The organism is Streptomyces sp. NPDC002057, from assembly GCF_040296665.1.
Classification (GTDB): Bacteria; Actinomycetota; Actinomycetes; order Streptomycetales; family Streptomycetaceae; genus Streptomyces.
The window spans coordinates 81,847-102,886 of sequence record NZ_JBEOXR010000019.1 but is presented as its reverse complement, the minus strand read 5'-3'; the positions used below and the strand labels follow the sequence as shown (position 1 = coordinate 102,886).

General features: G+C 73.6%; 21 protein-coding genes and 1 riboswitch. Of the genes, 12 read left to right on the top strand and 9 right to left on the bottom strand.

From position 1 onward, the window contains the following. Positions 1–284: 284 nt before the first annotated feature. The 5 genes from ABT129_RS17515 (at position 285) to ABT129_RS17495 (ending at position 6,193) form a co-directional block, all read left to right on the top strand. Positions 285–1,400 (top strand): helix-turn-helix domain-containing protein, encoded by a 1,116-nt coding sequence (locus tag ABT129_RS17515; RefSeq protein ID WP_351901773.1) that lies wholly within the window; start codon positions 285–287, stop codon positions 1,398–1,400. Between the two features lie 318 nt (positions 1,401–1,718). Next, the gene (locus ABT129_RS17510; RefSeq protein ID WP_351901771.1) at positions 1,719–2,708 is read left to right on the top strand and encodes a malate dehydrogenase; all 990 of its coding nucleotides are present in this window, start codon (positions 1,719–1,721) and stop codon (positions 2,706–2,708) included. Positions 2,709–3,014: 306 nt separating this feature from the next. After that, positions 3,015–4,808 (top strand): AbeC-like domain-containing protein, encoded by a 1,794-nt coding sequence (locus ABT129_RS17505; RefSeq protein ID WP_351901769.1) that lies wholly within the window; start codon positions 3,015–3,017, stop codon positions 4,806–4,808. Further along, entirely contained in the window at positions 4,801–5,208 is a 408-nt protein-coding gene (locus ABT129_RS17500) for a hypothetical protein (RefSeq protein ID WP_351901767.1), read from the top strand. The genes ABT129_RS17505 and ABT129_RS17500 overlap by 8 nt, the downstream gene beginning before the upstream one ends. Before the next feature lies 1 nt (position 5,209). Next, positions 5,210–6,193, top strand: a complete 984-nt coding sequence (locus tag ABT129_RS17495) for a serine/threonine kinase C-terminal domain-containing protein (RefSeq protein ID WP_351901765.1) — start codon at positions 5,210–5,212, stop codon at positions 6,191–6,193. Between the two features lie 70 nt (positions 6,194–6,263). Here ABT129_RS17495 and ABT129_RS17490 read toward each other — a convergent pair whose 3' ends face one another. Further along, positions 6,264–6,770, bottom strand: a complete 507-nt coding sequence (locus ABT129_RS17490) for a carboxymuconolactone decarboxylase family protein (RefSeq protein WP_351901763.1) — start codon at positions 6,768–6,770, stop codon at positions 6,264–6,266. A 46-nt stretch (positions 6,771–6,816) separates the two neighbouring features. Here ABT129_RS17490 and pdxR point away from each other — a divergent pair, with 46 nt between their 5' ends. Next, positions 6,817–8,250, top strand: coding sequence for a MocR-like pyridoxine biosynthesis transcription factor PdxR (pdxR, locus tag ABT129_RS17485; protein WP_351901761.1), 1,434 nt, complete (start codon positions 6,817–6,819; stop codon positions 8,248–8,250). Here the strand turns inward: pdxR and ABT129_RS17480 are convergent. Next, positions 8,247–9,119 (bottom strand): DMT family transporter, encoded by an 873-nt coding sequence (locus ABT129_RS17480; RefSeq protein WP_351901759.1) that lies wholly within the window; start codon positions 9,117–9,119, stop codon positions 8,247–8,249. The genes pdxR and ABT129_RS17480 overlap by 4 nt on opposite strands. 160 nt (positions 9,120–9,279) lie before the next feature. Here ABT129_RS17480 and ABT129_RS17475 point away from each other — a divergent pair, with 160 nt between their 5' ends. Together ABT129_RS17475 and ABT129_RS17470 are read left to right on the top strand one after the other, a co-directional pair. Beyond that, positions 9,280–9,579 (top strand): hypothetical protein, encoded by a 300-nt coding sequence (locus ABT129_RS17475; RefSeq protein WP_351901757.1) that lies wholly within the window; start codon positions 9,280–9,282, stop codon positions 9,577–9,579. A gap of 14 nt (positions 9,580–9,593) precedes the next feature. Continuing rightward, a complete protein-coding gene (locus ABT129_RS17470; protein WP_351901755.1) occupies positions 9,594–10,778 on the top strand; it encodes a glutathionylspermidine synthase family protein in 1,185 nt (394 codons plus the stop codon). A 46-nt stretch (positions 10,779–10,824) separates the two neighbouring features. Here the strand turns inward: ABT129_RS17470 and ABT129_RS17465 are convergent, their stop codons facing one another. Then, on the bottom strand, positions 10,825–11,520 hold the full coding sequence (locus ABT129_RS17465) for a polysaccharide deacetylase family protein (RefSeq protein WP_351901753.1): 696 nt from the start codon (positions 11,518–11,520) through the stop codon (positions 10,825–10,827). 91 nt (positions 11,521–11,611) lie between these two features. Then, positions 11,612–12,820, bottom strand: a complete 1,209-nt coding sequence (gene rocD / locus ABT129_RS17460) for an ornithine--oxo-acid transaminase (protein WP_351901751.1) — start codon at positions 12,818–12,820, stop codon at positions 11,612–11,614. Between the two features lie 201 nt (positions 12,821–13,021). After that, positions 13,022–13,112: riboswitch (ZMP/ZTP riboswitch) on the top strand. A 73-nt stretch (positions 13,113–13,185) separates the two neighbouring features. Between rocD and glyA the strand changes: the two genes are divergently transcribed. Then, the gene (gene glyA, locus ABT129_RS17455) at positions 13,186–14,451 is read left to right on the top strand and encodes a serine hydroxymethyltransferase (protein WP_351901749.1); all 1,266 of its coding nucleotides are present in this window, start codon (positions 13,186–13,188) and stop codon (positions 14,449–14,451) included. Between the two features lie 144 nt (positions 14,452–14,595). On the opposite strand, the gene ABT129_RS17450 is transcribed toward glyA, so the two are convergent. Together ABT129_RS17450 and ABT129_RS17445 are read right to left on the bottom strand one after the other, a co-directional pair. Further along, on the bottom strand, positions 14,596–15,396 hold the full coding sequence (locus tag ABT129_RS17450) for a hypothetical protein (RefSeq protein ID WP_351901747.1): 801 nt from the start codon (positions 15,394–15,396) through the stop codon (positions 14,596–14,598). Further along, positions 15,389–15,985 carry an RNA polymerase sigma factor gene (locus ABT129_RS17445; protein WP_351901745.1) on the bottom strand — a complete coding sequence of 199 codons (597 nt, stop codon included), beginning with the start codon at positions 15,983–15,985 and terminating at the stop codon, positions 15,389–15,391. The genes ABT129_RS17450 and ABT129_RS17445 overlap by 8 nt, the downstream gene beginning before the upstream one ends. A 56-nt stretch (positions 15,986–16,041) precedes the next feature. Here ABT129_RS17445 and trpS point away from each other — a divergent pair, with 56 nt between their 5' ends. Next, on the top strand, positions 16,042–17,055 hold the full coding sequence (gene trpS / locus ABT129_RS17440) for a tryptophan--tRNA ligase (protein ID WP_351901743.1): 1,014 nt from the start codon (positions 16,042–16,044) through the stop codon (positions 17,053–17,055). Between the two features lie 94 nt (positions 17,056–17,149). Continuing rightward, the gene (locus ABT129_RS17435; RefSeq protein WP_351901741.1) at positions 17,150–17,746 is read left to right on the top strand and encodes a 2'-5' RNA ligase family protein; all 597 of its coding nucleotides are present in this window, start codon (positions 17,150–17,152) and stop codon (positions 17,744–17,746) included. A gap of 88 nt (positions 17,747–17,834) precedes the next feature. Here ABT129_RS17435 and dprE2 read toward each other — a convergent pair whose 3' ends face one another. Then, entirely contained in the window at positions 17,835–18,590 is a 756-nt protein-coding gene (gene dprE2 / locus ABT129_RS17430; protein ID WP_351901739.1) for a decaprenylphospho-beta-D-erythro-pentofuranosid-2-ulose 2-reductase, read from the bottom strand. Continuing rightward, positions 18,587–18,793 carry a hypothetical protein gene (locus tag ABT129_RS17425; protein ID WP_351901737.1) on the bottom strand — a complete coding sequence of 69 codons (207 nt, stop codon included), beginning with the start codon at positions 18,791–18,793 and terminating at the stop codon, positions 18,587–18,589. The genes dprE2 and ABT129_RS17425 overlap by 4 nt, the downstream gene beginning before the upstream one ends. Before the next feature lie 142 nt (positions 18,794–18,935). Between ABT129_RS17425 and ABT129_RS17420 the strand changes: the two genes are divergently transcribed. Continuing rightward, positions 18,936–19,844, top strand: a complete 909-nt coding sequence (locus ABT129_RS17420) for a YihY/virulence factor BrkB family protein (RefSeq protein ID WP_351901735.1) — start codon at positions 18,936–18,938, stop codon at positions 19,842–19,844. On the opposite strand, the gene ABT129_RS17415 is transcribed toward ABT129_RS17420, so the two are convergent. Next, positions 19,768–21,033 (bottom strand): D-alanyl-D-alanine carboxypeptidase family protein, encoded by a 1,266-nt coding sequence (locus ABT129_RS17415; RefSeq protein WP_351901734.1) that lies wholly within the window; start codon positions 21,031–21,033, stop codon positions 19,768–19,770. The genes ABT129_RS17420 and ABT129_RS17415 overlap by 77 nt on opposite strands. Positions 21,034–21,040 lie beyond the last annotated feature (7 nt).

Below are 21,040 nucleotides of genomic sequence, written 5' to 3'. Positions count from 1 at the left end.
CCATTCCCGCCGGGTCCGGCGCCCATGGCCGGACAGGCCTCGCACGAGGCGCGACGCCCGCCCTCTCCCCCGTGGGAGGGCGGGCGCCGCTGCGATCAAGGGTCATGTACGTGCCAATGCGGGGACAAGGTCCGTCAGCGCGCTGTGGCACGGAAGTGACCATTCCGGTACCTCGGCTCCGCATCCGGGGCGCGTATCGCCCCCGGACCTGCCATCCTTCGGGGAAGCAGGGGATCCGCGGGAGACACGGGCGCCGCGGGAGGCAGGGGACAAGGGGGCCGCACATGCCTGGCTGGAAGGCGCTGCCGGACGAACTCGACCCGGACGTCCGCGCGTTCACGGAGCGCCTCCGTCGTCTCGTCGACCGCAGCGGCCTCGGTGTCACGGCCGTCGCCGAACGCACCGGACACGAACGGGCCGCGTGGGACCGGTATCTGAACGCGCGCCTCCCCGCGCCCCGGGGCGCCGTCGTCGCCCTCGCGGAGGTGACCGGAAGCGACCCCGCCGTCCTCGCGACCGACTGGGAGCGCGCGGAGCGCGCCTGGGCCCGCTCCACCGCGCCGGCGCAGGGGGCGGGGGGTGACGCCGCGCCGGGGAAGGGCTCCACCGCTCCTGGCAAGGGCGCCGCCGCCTCGGGGGAGGGTCCCACCGCCTGGGGGGAGGGCGGCACTCCCGCTCCCGCCCTCGGTTCCGGTCCCGCCCTCGGTTCCGGTTCCGGTACCGGTCCCGGTCCCGGTGACGACCGCACCATGGAGATCCGGCGCCTCGACCGGCCCCGCCCGGAGGTGCCTCCGGCCTCCGACTCCGCCGTACCCGCGCCCCGTACCCCCGCCCCGCCCCGTACCTCCGCCGAGTCCCCGTCCCGGGCCCCCGGCTCGCGCCGCACATCGGTTCTGCTCTACGCCGCCGGCGTCCTCGGCGCCCTGCTCGTCGTCACCGCCGCCCTGCTCCTGGTCGATCTGGGCGGCTCGGACGGTGGGGGCGACCCCGTGGCCGCCCCGCCCACCACCGCCGCCCCGCCCTCCACGCCGCGCACCAGCCTTCCCGCCGGGGTGAAATGCGCGGGGGCCGACTGCGCAGGCCAGGACCCGGAGGCGATGGGGTGCGGCGGCGCCCTCGCGACCACCGTCGCCCTCGCCCGCGTGGGCACCGCCCGGGTCGAGGTCCGCTACAGCGACACCTGTGCGGCCGCCTGGGCCCGGATCACCGGCGCGGCCCCCGGGGACACCGTGACCGTGGAGGCCGGGGAGACGGTGCGGCGCGCCACCGTCGCCCCGGACGCCGACACGACGGCGGAGACCGACGCGTACACGTCGATGGTCGCCGTCGACTCCGGCGCGGCCGCGAAGGCCTGCGGCCTGCTCGCGAACGGCGACGACGGCTGCACCGCGAATCCGTAGCGCCGGTCCGCGGTCGGTCCATCGGTCCATCGGCCGACGGGGCGACCGCGGACCGGCGGTCGGCGGTCGATGGGTCCGGGCGGCCGGGGGTCGGTGGGTCCGGGCGGCCGGCCCGCGGAACAGGACACGGACGGGCGGTCGACGGGACACGGACGGGCGGCAGTGAGCCGGACCACAAGGGGTTGGGGATTCACCGGGGCCCGGGTCGGATAGCCTGACCGCTGGATATCTCTTCATGTCGAGACACCGATCGATCAAGAGAGCTATCCCGCACCAGGGGCAGGGACCCCCACCGCCAGCTGTCTTACGGAGATCGCCATGACCCGCACTCCCGTGAATGTCACCGTGACCGGCGCGGCCGGCCAGATCGGCTACGCGCTGCTCTTCCGCATCGCCTCCGGCCACCTGCTCGGCGCGGACGTGCCGGTCAAGCTGCGCCTCCTCGAGATCCCGCAGGGCGTGAAGGCCGCCGAGGGCACCGCCATGGAGCTCGACGACTGCGCCTTCCCGCTGCTCAAGGGCATCGACATCTTCGACGACCCGAGCCAGGGCTTCGAGGGTGCGAACGTCGCGCTGCTCGTCGGCGCCCGCCCGCGTACCAAGGGCATGGAGCGCGGTGACCTGCTCGCCGCCAACGGCGGCATCTTCAAGCCGCAGGGCAAGGCCATCAACGACCACGCCGCGGACGACATCAAGGTCCTCGTCGTCGGCAACCCGGCCAACACCAACGCCCTGATCGCCCAGGCCGCCGCCCCGGACGTGCCGGCCGAGCGCTTCACCGCGATGACCCGCCTGGACCACAACCGCGCGCTGTCGCAGCTCGCCGCCAAGACCGGCTCCTCGGTCGAGGACATCAAGCGCCTCACCATCTGGGGCAACCACTCGGCGACCCAGTACCCGGACATCTTCCACGCGGAGATCGCCGGCAAGAACGCCGCCGAGCTCGTCGACGACCAGGTGTGGCTGGCCGACACCTTCATCCCGACCGTCGCCAAGCGCGGCGCCGCGATCATCGAGGCCCGTGGCGCGTCCTCCGCCGCCTCGGCCGCGAACGCCGCCATCGACCACGTCCACACCTGGGTCAACGGCACCGCCGCGGGCGACTGGACCTCCATGGGCATCCCGTCGGACGGCTCCTACGGCGTCCCCGAGGGCCTCATCTCCTCCTTCCCCGTCACCACCAAGGACGGCGCGTACGAGATCGTCCAGGGCCTGGAGATCAACGAGTTCTCGCGCGGCCGCATCGACGCCTCCGTGGCGGAGCTCGCCGAGGAGCGCGACGCGGTCCGCGAGCTCGGCCTCATCTGAGTCCCGGCTCCACCGGGTCCGGGCTCTCCCGAGTCCCGGCTCCACCCCGCCAGGGCTCTCCGGAGCCCCGGCACAGGGCTCGTCCGAGTCCCGGCAGGGCTCTCCGGAGCCCCGCCACACCGAGTCGGGAGCCCTCAGGGCCCCCGTCTCCACATTCCCGGCGCCCCCGGACCGTACGACCGACCGTACGGCCCGGGGGCGCCGTTTTTTCTGCCGACACGGAACCCCCACCTCCCCTATGCTGACCCACCGGTTCGCGGTCAAGTGAGCCGTGAACGCGGGAAGTTGCACACCATCGGGGGAGTCTTGTCGCAGTCGTCCATTCCACAGCAGCCCGACGGGCCACCCCACACGCCGCCGAGCACACCACCGAGCGCGCCACCGGACGTCCCGGCGCACGTGCCACCGGCCGTCGACCCGCGCCGGTCACCCGCCTCCAGCGAGGCGACCCGGCTGCTCTGCGCCGGCACGTACCTCGACGACGGCTTCCGTGACGCGGTCATCGACGAGCTGTACGTCCACGAGGAGCGCTTCGCCGCCCCCTCCCTCGGCCACGACGCGAGCCGCGTCCTCGCCCACGCGCTCCGCGCCCGCCGCGTCGAGCTCGGCTGGGCCGCCGGCATCCTCGCGCTCTGGATCATCGCGATCCCGCTCACCAAGGGCCTGGTCGCCCTGCTGATCGTGCCCTTCCTCGTCCTCGGCCTCGCCCGCTGGATCCGCGGCCGTTCGGCCGCCGCCCCGGTCTACCGCGTCGTCGCCGCCTTCGTGGTGCGCTGGTACGGGCGGCTCATGCTGCTCCAGTCCGCCCTGCTGCTCTTCTTCCTCGCCGTCGGTGACGACGAGTCCGGCGGGGAGTTCCTCGGCGACGTCTCCGACACGGGCGAGTTCCTCGACCTCGCGGTGAGCCTCGCGGCCCAGGAGATGTGGGGCATCGGCAAGCTGGAGGTGTGGATCACCATCGCCGTGCCGCTCCTGGTGGCCTGGGCGGTGGCCACCCAGCGCGGCCAGTTCGCCCGCGCGCTCACCCAGGAGCTGTCCCGCGAGCGCTTCGCCGACCAGCGCTCCGACCCGGCCGAGCTGGCCGAGGGCGCCCGCTCCCGCCGCCTGCGCGACCGGATCCGGGTCGAACAGCACGCCCGGCTGGTCATGTACGGGGCCGACGACCCGTTCTGCGGTGCCGGCGAGCCGTACGAGCCCTGGTCGCTCTCCGTCGAACTGCGCCCCCGCAAGAACCTCGACGGCAAGGCGCCCGAACCGCTCGACAACAGCGCCGTCATGCGGCACGTCGTCCCGCTCGTGGAGGCGCTCCGCGTGCCCTCCCCGCACGGTTCGCCGCAGCTCCAGGCCGCCGTACGGGACCGGCTGCGCGAACTGGAGATCGACGAGGTCGTGTTCCTGCCGGTCGACGGGCTGCCGGCCCGCACCGCCGCCCCCTACAGCCCCGAGGGCTTCGAGGCGCACCGGTCGGGCTCCATCGAGGAGGGCGGCGAGACCCGGCGCCACTTCCTGCGCATCAGGGTCGGCGGCTGGGGCGAGGAGATCGTCACCACCGTCTTCGTCCGCGTCCACACGCAGGGCGGCATGCTGATGCTGGAGGTCGCACCGCACGTCCTGCGTCCGGTGAAGCCGCTCTACCGGTACGCCGACCGGATCGCCCACCGCTACCGCCACAACCACCACTTCGGCAAGGCCGTCTGGGCGCTCGGCCAGACCCCGCGCTCCGCCGGACAGGCCCTCGTCACGCTCGGGCGCTCGCTCGGCCACGGCTGGCGGCTGCTCACCGCGGGCCACGCCCACGCGCTGCCCGAGGGGCCCGCGGTCTCGGTCCGTGAGCTCGGCTCCGACGACGAGGCCTCGCTCTTCCAGGAGATGGACATCAGCCGCTACCTGAAGAGCGTGCAGGACCGGGTCGCCAACGGCGTGACGGCCGCGCTCCGCGAAGCGGGTTACGAGACCGCCGAGTTCGAGCAGAAGATCGTTCATGTCGCCGAGGGCGGCACGTTCATCGAGAACACCCGGGGCAACGTCACCCTCGGCAACAACAACACCGTCACCAGCAAGAACTTCACCACCGCGACCACCGGAGGCAACCGTGGCTGAGACCGGCAACACCACCGCGAACGGCGCCGCCGACGACCTGACCGCCCGGAGCGGCATCAACGTCACCAACACCTCCGGCAACGTCACCATCGGCGACCACAACACCGTCACCAGCACGGTGAACGGCACCGGGCCGAGCCGCGACCCGCAGCAGGAGGCGCTGCTCCAGGCCATCCGCCGGCTCCGCGCCGACCTCGGCGGCGTCGTGCCCTCCGAGCGGACGACCGCCCTGGACGCCGAACTCTCCGACGCCGAGGACGAGATCGAGGGCACGGGCCGGGCGGGCGCCGGCCGGCTGGCCCGGCTGCGCCAGGCCCTCACGGACGCGGGCGCGGTGACCGGCATCCTCGCCTCGGGCGTGGCCGTCGGCCAGGCCGTCGGCACCCTGCTCGGAGGGTGAGATGAGCGGTCACGGGGGCGGCGGCGGGGCACGCTGGAACGACGAGACACAGAGCTGGGAGTCCGGCGGGGCAGCGCCCGGCCCCGCCGGGGGAGTCGGGGGCGGCCCCGTCGTACCTCCGCCGCCTCCGCCGCGGTACACGCCGGAGCCGGCACCCGGGTACGCCCCCGAGTACGCCGTGCCGGGGCACGCGCCCGCGTACGTGCCGGAGACCGTCGGCCGGCAGTACCCGGTGCCCGGCAGCGCCCCCGCGACGGATGGCCGGCCGCGCGCGCGGGCGGCCGTCGCGGCGGGGGTCGCCGCGGCCGTCCTCGCCGCCGGCTCCGTGGGCGGCTGGCTGCTCTGGGGCGGGGACGGCGGGACCCCGGTGGCGGGCGGCGGTCCAGCGGTCTCCGTGTCGGGCGCGCCCGAGACCACCGACACGAACGGCTCGGGCGATCCGACGGACAGCGGCGGGCCCACCGGCACCACCGCCCCGACCTCCGGCTCGCCGACGCCCTCCGGTTCGTCGGCCACCCCCACGGCCGGCGCGCCCCCGGCCGGCTACCGGGTCCAGAAGGACCTCAGGGGCTTCACGATCGCCGCACCCGAGGGGTGGAACCGCACCGAGTCCGACGAGGGCGGCGTCTTCTTCAACGCGCCGGACGGCCGGAGCCTCCTCCAGGTCTTCGTCGTCACCGAGGCCGGCATGACGCCGTACGAGGCCCTGCGCGCGGTCTCCGAGGACGGGCGGGCCAACAAGCCCGGCTACGAGGAGCTCAGCCTCGAAAGGGTCGCCGGGGACCCGGGCGCCCCGGCCGACGCCGCCGAACTGGTCTACCACTACTCGCGCGAGGAAGGCCGCCGCAAGGTCGTCGACCGGGCGTTCACGGCCCCGGACGGCAACCACTACGCGATCCTGGCCGCCGGTCCGGTGACGGACTGGCCGAAGCAGCGCGAGGTGCTCCGGGTGGCCCTGGAGTTCTTCCGGCCGGGCGCGTACTGACCGGCCCGGCCCGCGGCTCCCGTCCCGGCTCCGGCCCTGCCGACCTCCCCGCTCCCGTCCCCGCCCTCGCTCACGCGGAGCGCGGGGTGTAGTGGCCGGGCGTCATCCGGGTGGTGACGGCGATCCGGTTCCAGGCGTTGATGACGACGATCGCGGAGATGACCCGGGCGAGCTCGGTCTCGTCGAAGTGCGCGGCGGCGCGGGCGTACACCTCGTCGGGCACGAAGCCGTCGGTGAGGACGGTGACGGACTCGGTGAGTTCGAGGGCGGCCAGCTCCCGCTCGGTGTAGAAGTGCCGGGACTCCTGCCAGGCGGAGAGCTGCACGATCCGCTCGACGGTCTCGCCCTCCGCGAGCGCGTCCTTGGTGTGCATGTCGATGCAGAACGCGCAGTGGTTGACCTGGGAGGCCCGGATCTTGATCAGGTGGTAGAGGGTCGGGTCGATGTCCTTCGCCGCCGCCGTCTCCAGGCGGAGCATCGCCCGGTAGAAGTCGGGGACGCGTTCGGCGAGGGGGAGTCGCGGGGCGTGCTCGTCGGCGTAGGCGGTGGTCGCGGGGGTGTGCGTGTGCGTGGTCATGCCTTCACCGTACGAGCCAGGTGGCGCAGGAGTATGGTCCATTGGCATGGCGAACGAGTGGGCCACTTTCGGGGCCGACCTCCATCTGGAACTGCGTGGTCCGCGTCTGCGGGCCGGCCTCATGGACGCCCTGCGGGAGGCGGTGCGCAGCGGGCGTCTGGAGGCCGGCACCCGGCTGCCGTCCTCCCGTTCGCTCGCCGCCGACCTGGGCATGGCCCGCAACACCGTCGCCGACGCCTACGCGGAACTCGTCGCCGAGGGGTGGCTCACCGCCCGGCAGGGTTCGGGCACCCGGGTCGCCCGTCGCGCCGACCCCCGCCCCGCGGCGTGGCCGGCCCTCGCCGCGAGCCCCGTGCCCGCCCTGCCCCGGCCCGCCAGACCGGCGCACGACCTGAAGGCGGGCACCCCCGACCTGGCGTCCTTCCCGCGCGCGGAGTGGCTCAAGGCGTACCGGCGGGCGCTCATGACCGCGCCGAACGAGGCCTTCGGATACGGCGACGCGCGCGGCCGGCCCGAACTCCGCGCGGTCCTCGCCGAGTACCTCGCCCGCGCGCGGGGCGTGTACGCCCGGCCCGAGCGGATCGTGATCTGCGCGGGGTTCGTGCACGGCCTGATGCTGATCGGAGAGGTCCTGCGGAACCGGGGCGTCCGGGACGTGGCGGTCGAGTCGTACGGCCTCGGCCTCCACGCGGGCCTGCTCACCGGGGCGGGCCTCGGCACCCCGGCCCTGCCCTTCGACGAACGGGGCACGAGGGTCGAGGCGTTGTCGGAGCCCGCGGAGGGCGGGTCGCTCGCCACGGCCGGGGCGGTCCTGATGACACCCGCGCACCAGTTCCCGCTGGGCGGCGCGCTGCCCCCGGACCGGCGGGCGGCGGCCGTCGACTGGGCGCGCGCCTCGGGCGGCTTCGTCCTGGAGGACGACTACGACGGGGAGTTCCGGTACGACCGGCAGCCGGTCGGGGCGCTCCAGGGACTCGACCCCGAGCGGGTCGTCTACCTCGGCACCGCGAGCAAGTCCCTGGCCCCGGGGCTGCGGATCGGCTGGATGGTGCTGCCGGAGAGCCTGGTCGGCGAGGTCGTGGCGGCGAAGGGCGCCGCGGAGTGGGCGACGGGCACGCCGGACCAGCTGGCGTTCGCGGAGTTCCTGGGCTCGGGGGCGTACGACCGGCACGTACGGGCGATGCGGCTGCGCTACCGGCGGCGCCGCGACCAGCTGGTGGCGGCGGTGGCCGCGCACTCGCCGGAGACCCGGGTCAGCGGCATCGCGGCCGGCCTCCACGCCGTCCTGGCCCTCCCGCCCGGCACGGAACAGGCCGTCCTGCGGGCCGCCGCCTGGAACGGCCTGGCCGTCCAGGGCGTCAACCAGTTCCGCCGCCCCACGGTCCCTGCGACCCTGGACGGGCTGGTCGTCGGCTACGCGACGCCACCGGACAGCGCCTGGCAGGGCGCCCTCCGGACCTTGTGCCGGGTGCTGCCCTAGGGCTCTCGGGCCGGACCGGGTTCCGACGGTCGGGCCGGGCTCGCCGCGGCACCGGCGTCGTCCGGCTCCGGGGGTTCGCCGAAGCGGGCCAGGGTCAGCGAGCCCGCCACCGCCACCGCGAAGCCGAGGACGGCGAGCCATCCGTACCCCTCCCTCGTACGGTCCCCGAGCCAGACCACCCCGACGATCGCCGGCCCGATCGTCTCGCCGAGCACCGAGCCCGCCGTCGCCGTGGTCACCGAGCCCCGCTGGAGCGCCGAGGTCAGGAGGAGGAACGCGGCCCCGCCGCCGACCAGCAGCGCGTACCAGGACGGGTCGGTGAAGTCGATGCCGTCGATCAGCCGGACCGCCACCTCCACCACCCCGAAGCCGAAGCCCGCGCCGAGGCCGAGGACGAGGGCGCGGGGCTTCTCCGGCAGCCGGCCGCCCACCACGCCGAGCAGCAGGACGCCGAAGGCGGCGGCGAGCAGCGCCCAGGGCAGCCACTCCGGGCCGCTCCGGTGGCCCTCCTTCCCGGAGGTCAGGGCGAGCAGGGCGAGCCCCGCGCAGACCACGGCCACGGCCGTCCACTCCACCCGGCGCAGCCTCACCCGCAGCACCCGCGAGGCGATGACGGCGGTGACCGCCAGGCTCGCGGCGAGGGCCGCGCCCACCACGTAGATGGGCAGCGTCCGCAGGGCGACGATCTGCAGGACGAAGCCCGTCCCGTCCATCGCGAGCCCGGCGATGTACCGCCACTGCCGCAGCGCCCGCCACATCAGCGCGACGTCGACGCCACCGCCGGTCCCGGGTGTCGCGGCGCGGGCCGCCATCGCCTGGAAGACCGAGGCCGCGCCGAAGCAGACGGACGAGGCGAGCGCACAAATCATCCCGAGGAGCACGAAACGACTCTAGGGGGTGACGGCCGAAACGACCGGCCTACACTGTGCGGTCGCGACAGACGTGAACGCGACAAGCGTGCACGTGACCGAGCGGACGCGATCAGTTGTGATCGCGGCGGTCGCGACCGCGAAGGGGAGGGCGACGGACATGCGGAGGCTGAGGTCGAGCACGGTGGTGCTCGGCGGGATGGGTGTGCTCGCGGCGACGATCACCGCGTGCGGTTCCGAGCCGGACAGGCGGTGTGTGGACCCGCTGACCCGCGAGGAGCTGCCGAGCTACCGGTGCGAGAGCGGCGGTGGCGATGACGACGACGACAACGGCTCCACCACCCGGGGCTCGTACTACTACGGCGGTTCCCTGCGGGACAGCAAGGTGAGCGGCGGCAGCTTCGACAAGAAGGCCGTCGACACCGGGGGCTTCGGCTGCTCCGGTTCCGGCGGCGGCTGAGAGGGGCCCGGCACATGCGACGCCACACGATCGAGCCCCGGCCCGGCTGGCAGGAGACGGTGGAGGAGCAGGGGCTCGTCTACCCGCTGACCCGCCACCCGGACGGTTCGCTCCGTCCGTACTGGGACGAGAGCGCGTACTACTCCTTCACCCTGCCCGAGGTCGAGGCCCTGGAGGAGGTCGTCGAGGAGCTGCACACGATGTGCCTGGCGGCGGCCGCGCACATCGTCGAGCACGACCGGTTCGCCGAGCTCGGGATCACCGATCCGAAGCTCGTCTCCCTGGTCGCCGAGTCCTGGCGGCGCCGTGCCGAACTCCCCTCCCTCTACGGGCGGTTCGACCTCCGCTACGACGGCACGGGCCCGGCCAAGATGCTGGAGTACAACGCCGACACCCCCACCTCCCTCGTGGAGGCCGCGAGCCCGCAGTGGTTCTGGATGGAGGACCGGTTCCCCGGCGCCGACCAGTGGAACTCCCTCCACGAACGGCTCGTCGACGCCTGGAAGCGGCAGGCCCACCTGCTGCCCCCGGGACCCCTCCACTTCGCGCACTCCGACGGCGACGAACTCGGCGAGGACCTGATGACGGTCGCGTACCTGCGCGAGACCGCCCAGCAGGCCGGACTCGACACCGAGGCGCTCTCCGTCGAACGGATCGGCTGGGACCGGCTCTCGCGCCGCTTCGTCGACGACCGGCTCCGCTTCATCCGCAGCTGCTTCAAGCTCTACCCGTGGGAGTGGCTCACCACCGACCGCTTCGGCCGGCACGTCCTGGAGACCCTCGACAACGGCGGCGGCACCGGCACCACCTGCTGGATCGAGCCCGCCTGGAAGATGCTGCTCTCCAACAAGGCGCTCCTCGCGATCCTGTGGGAGCTCTACCCCGGTCACCCCAACCTGCTCGCCGCCCACCTCGACGGGCCGCGCGAACTCGCCTCGACCACCGGCTGGGTCGCCAAGCCGCTGCTCGGGCGGGAGGGCGCGGGGGTCACCCTGCACGAGGCCGGCACGGAGCCGTTCGTCCGGGACGGGGAGCCCTGCTGCTACCAGGAGCTGTCCCCACTGCCCGACTTCGACGGCAACCGGGTGGTGCTCGGCGCGTGGGTCGTCGAGGACGAGGCCGCGGGGCTCGGGATACGGGAGTCGGCGGGTCCCGTCACCGACGAGTACGCCCGCTTCCTCCCGCACGTCATCCTGTAGCGCCCCCGGGGACCTTCCACGACGGACCCGCGGAAGCCCCGGGAGGCTACTCCGCGACGTACTCCCGCAGCGGCGCGGGCTTCAGGCCGGCCGCCTCGGCCGCGTCGAGGGCCCGCAGCAGGTCCTGCTCCAGGGTCTCGTTGAAGTGCAGCAGGATGATGTCGCCGGCCTTGAGGGTCGGCGTCGGCGGGGACCACTGGCCCCAGGTGGTGAGGTCGTACGTCCACGTCACCAGCGCCTTCGCCCCGCAGGCGCGGGCCGCGGTACGGGTGGTCGCGTCGTACACCCCGTACGGCGGACGCAGCAGCCGCGGGCCGTCCCCGAACTGGGCGAGGTGCCGGTCGCGCGCCCCGCACACCTCCGCCTTCTGGCCGGCGGCGTCGAGGGTGGTCAGGTCTGGGTGGTTGACGGTGTGGTTCTCGACGCGGGAACGCCCCTGGTTCAGCAGGGTGTGGAAGTAGCCGGAGTCGTACGAGTAGGCGCCGGGCAGCAGGAAGAGCGAGGCGGGCACCCGGCGGTCGAGCAGCAGTTTCGCCGCGGCGGGGTCGTGGAACCAGCCGTCGTCGATGGTGATGAAGACGACCGGGTCGGTGGTCTCGACGTGCGAGACCACCGGGACGGGCTCGGGCCAGGCCGCCTTCGGGGCGGCGTGCGCGGGTCCCGTGACCGCGCCGAGGAGCGCGAGCGGGACGAGGGCGGCGAGCGCGGCACGCACGGCGTGACGCAGACGGAGTCTCGGCATGGCCGCATCATTGGCCTAGACCAACTGCCGTGTCAATGGTCCGAGTTGCCCCGCACCGGCCCGCGTCCGCCGCACCCGGGAACGGAGTTCCTCACTCCGCCGACAGCACCCCCCGCAGCTGCTCCAGACCCCAGTCCAGGTCCTCCTTCGAGATGACCAGCGGCGGTGCGATCCGGATCGTCGAACCGTGCGTGTCCTTCACCAGGACACCCCGCTCCATCAGCTTCTCCGAGATCTCCCGGCCCGTGCCGCGCGAGGGCGCGATGTCCACGCCGGCCCACAGGCCGCGCCCGCGCACCGCCTCCACCGCCCCACCGCCGACGAGGAGCCCCAGTTCCGCGTGGAGGTGCTCGCCCAGCTCCGCCGCCCGCTCCTGGTACTCGCCCGTCCGCAGCATCGCGACCACTTCGAGGGCCACCGCGCAGGCCAGCGGGTTCCCGCCGAACGTCGAGCCGTGCTCACCCGGCCGGAACACCCCGAGCACCGAACGGTCGGCGACCACCGCCGACACCGGGACCACCCCGCCGCCCAGCGCCTTCCCCAGGATGTACACGTCCGGCACCACACCCTCGTGCTCGCACGCGAACGTCCGGCCCGTCCGGCCCAGACCCGACTGGATCTCGTCCGCCATGAACAGCACGTTCCGCCGGAGTGTCAGCTCCCGCACCCCCGCCAGATATCCGGCCGGCGGCACCAGGACCCCCGCCTCGCCCTGGATCGGTTCGATCAGCACCGCCACCGTGTTCTCGGTGACCGCCGCCTCCATCGCCGTCAGGTCCCCGTACGGCACGATCTCGAACCCCGGCGTGTACGGACCGAAGTGGTCCCGCGCCTCGTGGTCCGTGGAGAAGCTGACGATCGTCGTCGTCCTGCCGTGGAAGTTGTTCGCCGCGACCACGATCTTCGCGTGCCCGTCCGGCACGCCCTTCACCTCGTACCCCCACTTCCGGGCGGTCTTCACGGCCGTCTCGACCGCCTCCGCGCCGGTGTTCATCGGCAGCACCGCCTCCTTGCCGCACAGCTCCGCGAGCTGTGCGCAGAACTCGGCGAACCGGTCGTGGTGGAAGGCGCGCGAGGTCAGCGTCACCCGCTCCAGCTGGGCCTTCGCCGCGTCGATCAGACGCCGGTTGCCGTGCCCGAAGTTGAGCGCCGAGTACCCGGCGAGCATGTCGAGGTAGCGGCGCCCCTCGACATCGGTCATCCAGGCGCCGTCCGCCGAGGCGACGACGACCGGCAGGGGGTGGTAGTTGTGAGCGCTGTGCGCCTCCGCCGAAGCGATCGCGTCTTGTGTGCTCGACACGGGATCTCCGTTCGTCCTGCGGCTCGGGGGGTGACCCCGACGAGGGGGTGTGGCCCCTGTTTCTATCGTCGCTCGGATGCCGGGCGGGGAAACCTCGCGCACGGCGCGCCCTTCGCCGGTGTCCCGCCGGTCGGCCCCCTCTCCCCGGTCGGCCCCTCTCCCCGGTCGGGCCCCGACCGACAGGCCACCCGCTACGCTGAGAACACGCACGGCGACTGGCGAACGGGGAAGCGACCCCGGGGGAGCCGTGCGCGGCAGACCACACGAGACGCCGCCCGCCTGGGCGTCACGGGACCAGAGTCCCGCGTGGCGCCGCGCCTCTCACGCAGTGCCCCGGGACCCGCCGACGCCCGGAGGACACCACCATGACCGCACCGCAGCACCCCGCACTCGCCGCCGCCGATCCCGAGCTCGCCGCCCTCGTCGGAGCCGAGGAGAGCCTCCAGGCGGAGACCCTGCGCCTCATCCCCAGCGAGAACTACGTCTCCGCCGCCGTCCTGGAGGCCTCCGGCACCGTCCTCCAGAACAAGTACAGCGAGGGCTACCCCGGCCGCCGCTACTACGAGGGCCAGCAGAACATCGACCAGGTCGAGACCCTCGCCGTCGAGCGCGCCAAGGCCGTCTTCGGCGTCGACCACGCCAACGTCCAGCCCTACTCCGGCTCCCCGGCCAACCTCGCCGTCTACCTCGCCTTCGCCGAACCCGGCGACACCGTGATGGGCATGGCCCTGCCCATGGGCGGCCACCTCACCCACGGCTGGGGCGTCTCCGCCACCGGCAAGTGGTTCCGGGGCGTCCAGTACGGCGTCCGCCACGACACCGGCCTCGTCGACTTCGACGAGGTCCGGGACCTCGCCCTCAAGGAGCGCCCGAAGGTGATCTTCTGCGGCGGCACCGCGCTGCCCCGCACGATCGACTTCGCCGCCTTCGGCGAGATCGCCCGCGAGTCCGGCGCCGTGCTCGTCGCCGACGTCGCCCACATCGCCGGCCTCATCGCGGGCGGCGCCCACCCGTCCCCGGTCCCGCACGTGGACGTGATCTCCACGACCACCCACAAGACCCTGCGCGGCCCGCGCGGCGCCATGCTCATGTCCCGCGAGGAGCACGCCAAGGCCCTCGACAAGGCCGTCTTCCCCGGCCTCCAGGGCGGCCCGCACAACCAGACCACCGCCGCCATCGCCGTCGCCCTCCGCGAGGCGTCCCTGCCCTCCTTCCGTGACTACGCGCACGCCGTCGTCGCCAACGCCAAGGCCCTCGCCGAGGCGCTCCTCGCCCGCGGCTTCGACCTGGTCTCCGGCGGCACCGACAACCACCTGATCCTGATGGACCTCACCCCCAAGCAGGTCCCCGGCAAGATCGCCGCGAAGGCCCTCGACCGGGCGGGCATCGTCGTCAACTACAACACCGTCCCCTACGACCCCCGGAAGCCCTTCGACCCCTCCGGCATCCGCATCGGCACCCCCTCCCTCACCTCCCGCGGCCTCACCGCGGCGCACATGACGCAGGTCGCCGAGTGGATCGACCGCGGTGTCGCGGCCGCCGGCACGGGCGACGAGGAGGCACTCCGGGCGATCCGCGCCGAGGTGGCCGACCTGATGTCCACCCACCCGGCCCCGGGCCTCCCGGTCTGACCCTGCGACCCGGCGGCCGGCCCGGACGGCGCCGCCCAGCCCCGCCCCCGCCTCGCCCCGTCCAGCCCCGGGGGCCGGCCGGGGTGGGTGGGCGCGCCCCCGCACGCCGCCCTTGCACGCCGACCCCGCAAGCCGCCCCGGGCGTCAGCCCGTGGACTCCGCGGCTCTCCGGGCCTCCTCGCGGTCCGGTATGCCCTCCAGCCGGAAGGTGAGCGCGCCCCCGTTCCTCGTCCAGAGGAGCGTGGGGCCCGCCGTACGCACCTCGTGGGTCCAGGACGCGCCCGTCCCGTCCGTCATCGGGAAGGTCAGCAGGTGCGGGGCCGCGAACCAGTAGCCCTGCGCGCCGTCCGGCAGGTCGACCCACTGCGGCTGTGTCCTGACCTGCTTGGCGAAGCCGATGTCCAGGCGGGCCGGGAACTCGTCGAGCCGGACCGTCCGCTCCCCGTCCCGCCAGCACAGGCTGATCACCGCCCGTCCCCGCTCCGCCGACCCCGTCACCGCGACCGCGTCCGGCGCGCCCAGCGCCCGCGGTATCAGCGGCTCGAAGCCCGCCAGACGCCCGGCCTCCGCCGGCGGCACCGGCTCAGGGCACCCCGGCACCGCGCCACCGTCCGGAACGGGGCGCCCGTCGGGGACGTACCGCACGGAGACCCCGCCGAAGCCGAACCACTCCGCCACCGCCGCCCGCACCGGCGGAGTGAGCACGAGCACGATCAGCACCCCGGTGAGCCCCGCCACCAGCGCCCGCCACCGCGCGCGCGCCCGGCCCCGCACCGAAGCCCACCACCGGCGCCCCGCCGGCGGCGGCTCGGGCACCGGGGTCGGCACCTGCTCGGCGAGGAGCTGCGCCAGGACCCGCTCGGCCATCGACCCGCCGTCCACGTCCGGCACCCGCAGGCGCCGCCCCAGCTCCCTCAGCTCGTCCGGCAGACCCTCGTCAGCCACGCTCCCCACCTCCCTCCAGGCCCTCTCCCAGCACGCGTCCCAGCTTCTTCAGAGCCCGGCTCAGCCGGGACTTCACCGTCCCCTTCGGCCAGCCCAGCGCCTGTGCGGTCTCCGTCTCGTCCAGCTCCAGCAGATAGCGGTGGATCACCACCTGCCGGTGGTCCTCGGTGAGACCGTCGAGCGCGTCGAACAGCCGCCGGCTCCGCTCCCGCGCCTCGGCCGCGACCGCCGGGTCCGCCGACTCGGGTATCCGCGGCTCGCCCCCGAGCAGGTCCGCCTCCCGATCGGCGACGGCCCGCTGCCGACCCGCCGAGCGCACTGTGTTCCTGGTCTCATTGACGACGATCCGCAGCAGCCACGGCCGGAACGCCGCGCCCTCCTGGAAGCGGCCGAGCGAGCGGTACGCCTTGAAGAAGGCCTGCTGCACCACGTCCTCGGCCTCCGCGCCCGCGCCGCACGCCACCGCCGCTCTCAGCGCGACCGCCGTGTGCGCGCGCACCAGCTCCGCGTACGCCTCCGGCTCCCCGGCGCGTACACGTGCGATCACCGCGGCCTCGTCGTCGACCAGGCCCCCCTCCCGCGTCCTCACACTCTTGATACACCGGCAGTCCGGGATCGGTTCCCACACCTGAGAGAATGATGTGCATGGCCTCTGACGTTCCCCGCGTGCTCTCCGGAATCCAGCCCACGGCAGGCTCGTTCCACCTCGGCAACTACCTCGGCGCCGTCCGCCAGTGGGTCGCCCTCCAGGAGACCCACGACGCCTTCTACATGGTCGTCGACCTGCACGCGATCACGGTCCCGCAGGACCCCGCCGAGCTGCGCGCCAACACCCGGCTCGCCGCGGCCCAGCTGCTCGCCGCCGGTCTCGACCCGGAGCGCTGCACCCTCTTCGTCCAGAGCCACGTCCCCGAGCACGCCCAGCTCGGCTGGGTCATGAACTGCCTCACCGGCTTCGGCGAGGCCTCCCGCATGACCCAGTTCAAGGACAAGTCCGCCAAGCAGGGCGCCGACCGCGCCACCGTCGGCCTCTTCACGTACCCGATCCTCCAGGTCGCGGACATCCTGCTCTACCAGGCCGACCAGGTCCCGGTCGGCGAGGACCAGCGTCAGCACATCGAGCTGACCCGCGACCTCGCGGAGCGTTTCAACGGCCGCTTCGGCGAGACGTTCACGATCCCCGCGCCGTACATCCTCAAGGAGACGGGCAAGATCTACGACCTCCAGGACCCGGCGATCAAGATGAGCAAGTCGGCGTCGACGCCGAAGGGGCTCATCAACCTCCTGGACGACCCGAAGACCAGCGCGAAGAAGGTCAAGAGCGCGGTCACCGACACCGACACGGTGATCCGTTTCGACCCGGTGAACAAGGCCGGCGTCTCCAATCTGCTCACGATCATGTCCACGCTCACCTCCACGTCCGTCGCCGACCTGGAGAAGAGCTACGAGGGCAAGATGTACGGCGCGCTGAAGACGGATCTCGCCGAGGTCATGGTGGACTTCGTCACGCCGTTCCGGACCCGCACCCAGGAATACCTGGACGACCCGGAGACGCTGGACTCGATCCTGGCCAAGGGAGCGGAGAAGGCCCGCGCCGTCGCCGCCGAGACGCTGGCGCAGACGTACGAGCGCATCGGCTTCCTGCCCGCCAAGCACTGAGTCCAAGGACCCTGGCCCAAAGGGTGGTGCAGGCCGCACACTGGCGGCTGCACCACCACCGCACACAAGTCGACCGACGACGGAGGAGAACGACGTGGGGACCGTAACGCTCGGCGTTTCGATCGCGGTCCCGGAGCCCTACGGCAGCCTGCTCCAGGAGCGGCGCGCCGGCTTCGGGGACCCGGCCGCACACGGCATCCCCACGCACGTCACGCTCGTCCCGCCGACGGAGGTCCCGGAGGAGCGGCTGCCGGAGATCGAGGCGCACCTCGCGGGCGTCGCCGCCGACTACCAGCCCTTCCCCGTCCGCCTGAAGGGCACCGGGACCTTCCGCCCGCTCTCGCCGGTGGTCTTCGTGAAGCTGCGGGAGGGCGTGCCCCTCTGCAACCGGCTCCAGCACCAGATCCGCGACGAGACGGGTCCGCTCGCCCGCGAGCTGCAGTTCCCGTACCACCCGCACGTCACCGTGGCGCACGCCATCTCCGAGGAGGGGATGGACCGGGCGTACGAGGAGCTCGCCGGGTACGAGGCGGCCTGGACGTGCCGTTCCTTCGCCCTGTACGAGCAGGGCCCGGACGGGGTGTGGCGGAAGCTGTACGACTACGAGTTCGGCAGCGGCCGCCCGATCTCGGCCGTCCCGGCGCAGGGCGGCAGCCCGGTCGACACCCCGACGGGCACGCCGACCGGCTGACGGCCCCGACCGGCCGACGGCCGCCTCGGCGGGCCCGGCCGAGCCGTCAGGCCGACGGAGCCCGGAGCCCCGCGCCCCGCACCCCGTGTCACACCGGCAGGCGCCGGAACAGCGGCCGCGGGACGTGCCGTACCGCCGCCATCACCATCCGCAGCGCCCCCGGCACCCACACCGTCTCCGAGCGGCGCCGCAGCCCGAGTTCGATCGCGCTCGCGACCGCCTCCGGCGTGGTCGCGAGCGGTGCCTCCGCGCGCCCGGCCGTCATCTTCGAGCGGACGAACCCGGGCCGTACGACCATCACGTGCGCCCCGGTTCCGTGCAGCGCGTCCCCGAGCCCCTGGGCGAAGGCGTCGAGCCCCGCCTTCGAGGAGCCGTAGATGAAGTCGGCGCGCCGGGCCCGCTCGCCCGCCACCGAGGAGAGCACCACGAGCGAGCCGTGGCCCTGCGCCTGGAGCGCGCCCGCGCACACCAGACCGGCCGAGACGGCGCCGATGTAGTTGGTCTGCGCGACGCGGACGGCGGCGACCGGGTCGGACTCGTCGCGCGCCTGGTCGCCGAGGACCCCGAAGGCGAGGAGGACCAGGTCGATGTCGCCCTCGGTGAAGATCTTGCCGAGGCGTTCCTCGTGGGACTCGGTGTCGAGCGCGTCGAACGGGACGGTGCGCACGTCCGCGCCGAGCGCGCGCAGCGAGTCGGCGGCGGCCGCGAGCGCGGGGGAGGGGCGCCCGGCCAGCCAGACGGTACGGGTGCGGCGGGCGATCAGCCGGCGGGCGGTGGCGAGCCCGATCTCGGAGGTGCCGCCGAGGACGAGCAGGGACCGGGGGGCACCGAAGGCGTCCTTCAATGTGAACTCCTGGAGATCGGGACGGGCCTGAGGCGGAGACGGGCCCGGGGCGGATGCGGGCCGGCGGCCGAGGGGACCGCCCGGCAGGCGCCACGGCGGGGCGGTGCGCCGTACGGGGCGCGGTCGCCGCGCGTGGGGACGGCGCGGCCGGTGGCGGCGCCCCCGGCGAGCGGGTCGTCCGGGGCGCGGGTCTCGACAGCCATGGAGGGACCGTATAGCCGCCTCCGCGGCTTATGCCGGTATTGGCGGCGCGCGGGATGTCGCTCGCGGCTCCCGGGGCCCCGCCGGGGGATTCTCGTACTGCGCGCGGCGCGCACCGCACGGATCGAGGGGTAGGCGTACGACATGGACTGGCTGACCAAACTCCCCGTCATCGGCCCATGGGTCGTCCGGCTCATGCGGACGCATGCCTGGCGCTCGTACGAGACCCTCGACGAGGCCCACTGGACCCGGCTCGCCGCCGCGATCACCTTCGTCTCGTTCCTGGCGCTGTTCCCGCTGATCACCGTCGCCGCGGCGGTGGGGGCGGCGCTCCTCAGCAAGGACCAGCTGGACCGGATCGAGGAGAAGATCAGCGACCAGGTGCCCGGCATCTCCGACCAGCTCAACATCAGCGGGCTCGTCGACAACGCCGGCACCGTCGGGCTCGTCGCCGGCGCGCTGCTGCTCGTCACCGGCATCAGCTGGGTCGGCTCGATGCGGGACTGTCTGCGCGCGGTGTGGGGGCTCGACGACATCGAGGGCAACCCGGTCCTGCTCAAGGGCAAGGACGGGCTCATCCTCATCGGCCTCGGCGGCGTCGCCCTCGCCTCGCTCGCCGCGTCCTGGCTCGGCTCCACCGCCGTGGGCTGGTCCGCCGACCGGCTCGGCATCTCGGGCGAGGGGGCGGGCGGCTACCTCCTCCAGACCGCGGCCGTCCTGGTGGCGGTCGTCGCCGACTTCCTGATCCTGCTGTACGTCCTGACGCTGCTGCCCGGCGTGCAGCCGCCGCGCCGCCGGCTCGTCGTGGCGGCGCTCATGGGCGCGGTCGGCTTCGAGCTGCTGAAACTGCTGCTCGGCGGCTACATGCGGGGCGTCGCGGCGAAGTCGATGTACGGGGCGTTCGGCGTGCCGGTCGCCCTGCTGCTGTGGATCAACTTCACCGCGAAGCTGCTGCTGTACTGCGCCGCGTGGACGGCTACGGGTTCACGTCGGGATCCTGCCGCGAGCGACGACGGCGTGCCGCCGCCGAGGCCAGTGGCCAACGGCGGTTGACGAGGAAGACGGCGCCGGCGAGGAGCACGAGCGCGCCGCCCGTCACACCGAGCGCGATGCCGACGCCGCCGGACCTCTCGTCGGTGGCCGCCCGGACGGTGCCGTCCGTGGCGTTCCTGCCGGGGGCGGGCCGCGAGTCGTCCCCGGGGGCGGACGTCTCGGTACGGGCGGACCTCGGCGGCACCAGTTCGCCGACCGGGGTCACCTTGCCGGCCGCGGCGAAGCCCCAGTCGAGCAGCCGGGCGGTCTCGCGGTAGACCGCGTGCTGTTCCTTCGAGGAGGGGTTCATCACGGTGACGAGGAGGACCTTGCCGTTGCGCTCGGCGACCCCGGTGAAGGTGGCACCCGCGTGCGTGGTGTTGCCGTTCTTGACCCCCGCGATGCCCTGGTACGGGGCGACGCCGAGGTCGCCCGTGAGCAGCCGGTTGGTGTTCTGGATCTCGAAGCTCTCGCGCTTCTTGCCCGGCTTGGTCTCGCCGGGGAAGGCGGCGCGGGGCGTGGCGGCGTACTCGCGGAAGTCGGGGTTCTGCATGCCGCTGCGGGCGATGAGTGTCAGGTCGTACGCGGAGGAGACCTGGCCCGGGGCGTCGTAGCCGTCCGGGGAGACCACGTAGGTGTCGAGCGCCTGCAGTTCGGCCGCGCGGTCGTTCATGTCCTTCACGGTCTGGGGGAGGCCGTTGTTCATCTGGGTGAGGACGTGCACGGCGTCGTTGCCGGAGCGGAGGAAGACGCCGAGCCACAGGTCGTGGACGCTGTAGGTCTGCTTCTCCTTGATGCCGACCAGGCTGGAGCCCGCTCCTATCCCGGCCAGGTCCGCCGTGGTGACCAGGTGGTTCATCTTCTTGTCGAACTTCGGCAGCAGGGTGTCCGCGAAGAGCATCTTGAGGGTGGACGCGGGGGCGAGCGGCCAGTGCGCGTTGTGCGAGGCGAGGATCTCGCCGTTCTCCGCGTCCGCGACGATCCAGGAACGGCCGGACAGCTCCTTCGGCAGTACGGGGGCGCCGGGTCCCAGCTTCACCTGCGTTCCGGGGTTGCCGAGCAGCGGTCCGCCGAGCGAGGACATCGCGTTGGGGGGCTTGGGCTGCTTGTCCTTGTCGTCCTTCGGCTCCGCGTGGGCGGGCACGGCGGTGAGGAGCGGCAGGAGCACAGCAGCGGTGACCGCCCAAGCGGTCTTCTTCGAAGCAGACACGGTCGTG

What these genes read in the sequence shown, in the direction of transcription:
- ABT129_RS17515 (WP_351901773.1), top strand. Translation starts at nt 285, where the DNA reads ATGCCTGGCTGGAAGGCGCTGCCGGACGAACTCGACCCGGACGTCCGC.
- ABT129_RS17510 (WP_351901771.1), top strand. Translation starts at nt 1,719, where the DNA reads ATGACCCGCACTCCCGTGAATGTCACCGTGACCGGCGCGGCCGGCCAG.
- ABT129_RS17495 (WP_351901765.1), top strand. Translation starts at nt 5,210, where the DNA reads ATGAGCGGTCACGGGGGCGGCGGCGGGGCACGCTGGAACGACGAGACA.
- ABT129_RS17490 (WP_351901763.1), bottom strand. Translation starts at nt 6,770, where the DNA reads ATGACCACGCACACGCACACCCCCGCGACCACCGCCTACGCCGACGAG.
- pdxR (WP_351901761.1), top strand. Translation starts at nt 6,817, where the DNA reads ATGGCGAACGAGTGGGCCACTTTCGGGGCCGACCTCCATCTGGAACTG.
- ABT129_RS17480 (WP_351901759.1), bottom strand. Translation starts at nt 9,119, where the DNA reads ATGATTTGTGCGCTCGCCTCGTCCGTCTGCTTCGGCGCGGCCTCGGTC.
- ABT129_RS17475 (WP_351901757.1), top strand. Translation starts at nt 9,280, where the DNA reads ATGCGGAGGCTGAGGTCGAGCACGGTGGTGCTCGGCGGGATGGGTGTG.
- ABT129_RS17470 (WP_351901755.1), top strand. Translation starts at nt 9,594, where the DNA reads ATGCGACGCCACACGATCGAGCCCCGGCCCGGCTGGCAGGAGACGGTG.
- ABT129_RS17465 (WP_351901753.1), bottom strand. Translation starts at nt 11,520, where the DNA reads ATGCCGAGACTCCGTCTGCGTCACGCCGTGCGTGCCGCGCTCGCCGCC.
- glyA (WP_351901749.1), top strand. Translation starts at nt 13,186, where the DNA reads ATGACCGCACCGCAGCACCCCGCACTCGCCGCCGCCGATCCCGAGCTC.
- trpS (WP_351901743.1), top strand. Translation starts at nt 16,042, where the DNA reads ATGGCCTCTGACGTTCCCCGCGTGCTCTCCGGAATCCAGCCCACGGCA.
- ABT129_RS17425 (WP_351901737.1), bottom strand. Translation starts at nt 18,793, where the DNA reads ATGGCTGTCGAGACCCGCGCCCCGGACGACCCGCTCGCCGGGGGCGCC.
- ABT129_RS17420 (WP_351901735.1), top strand. Translation starts at nt 18,936, where the DNA reads ATGGACTGGCTGACCAAACTCCCCGTCATCGGCCCATGGGTCGTCCGG.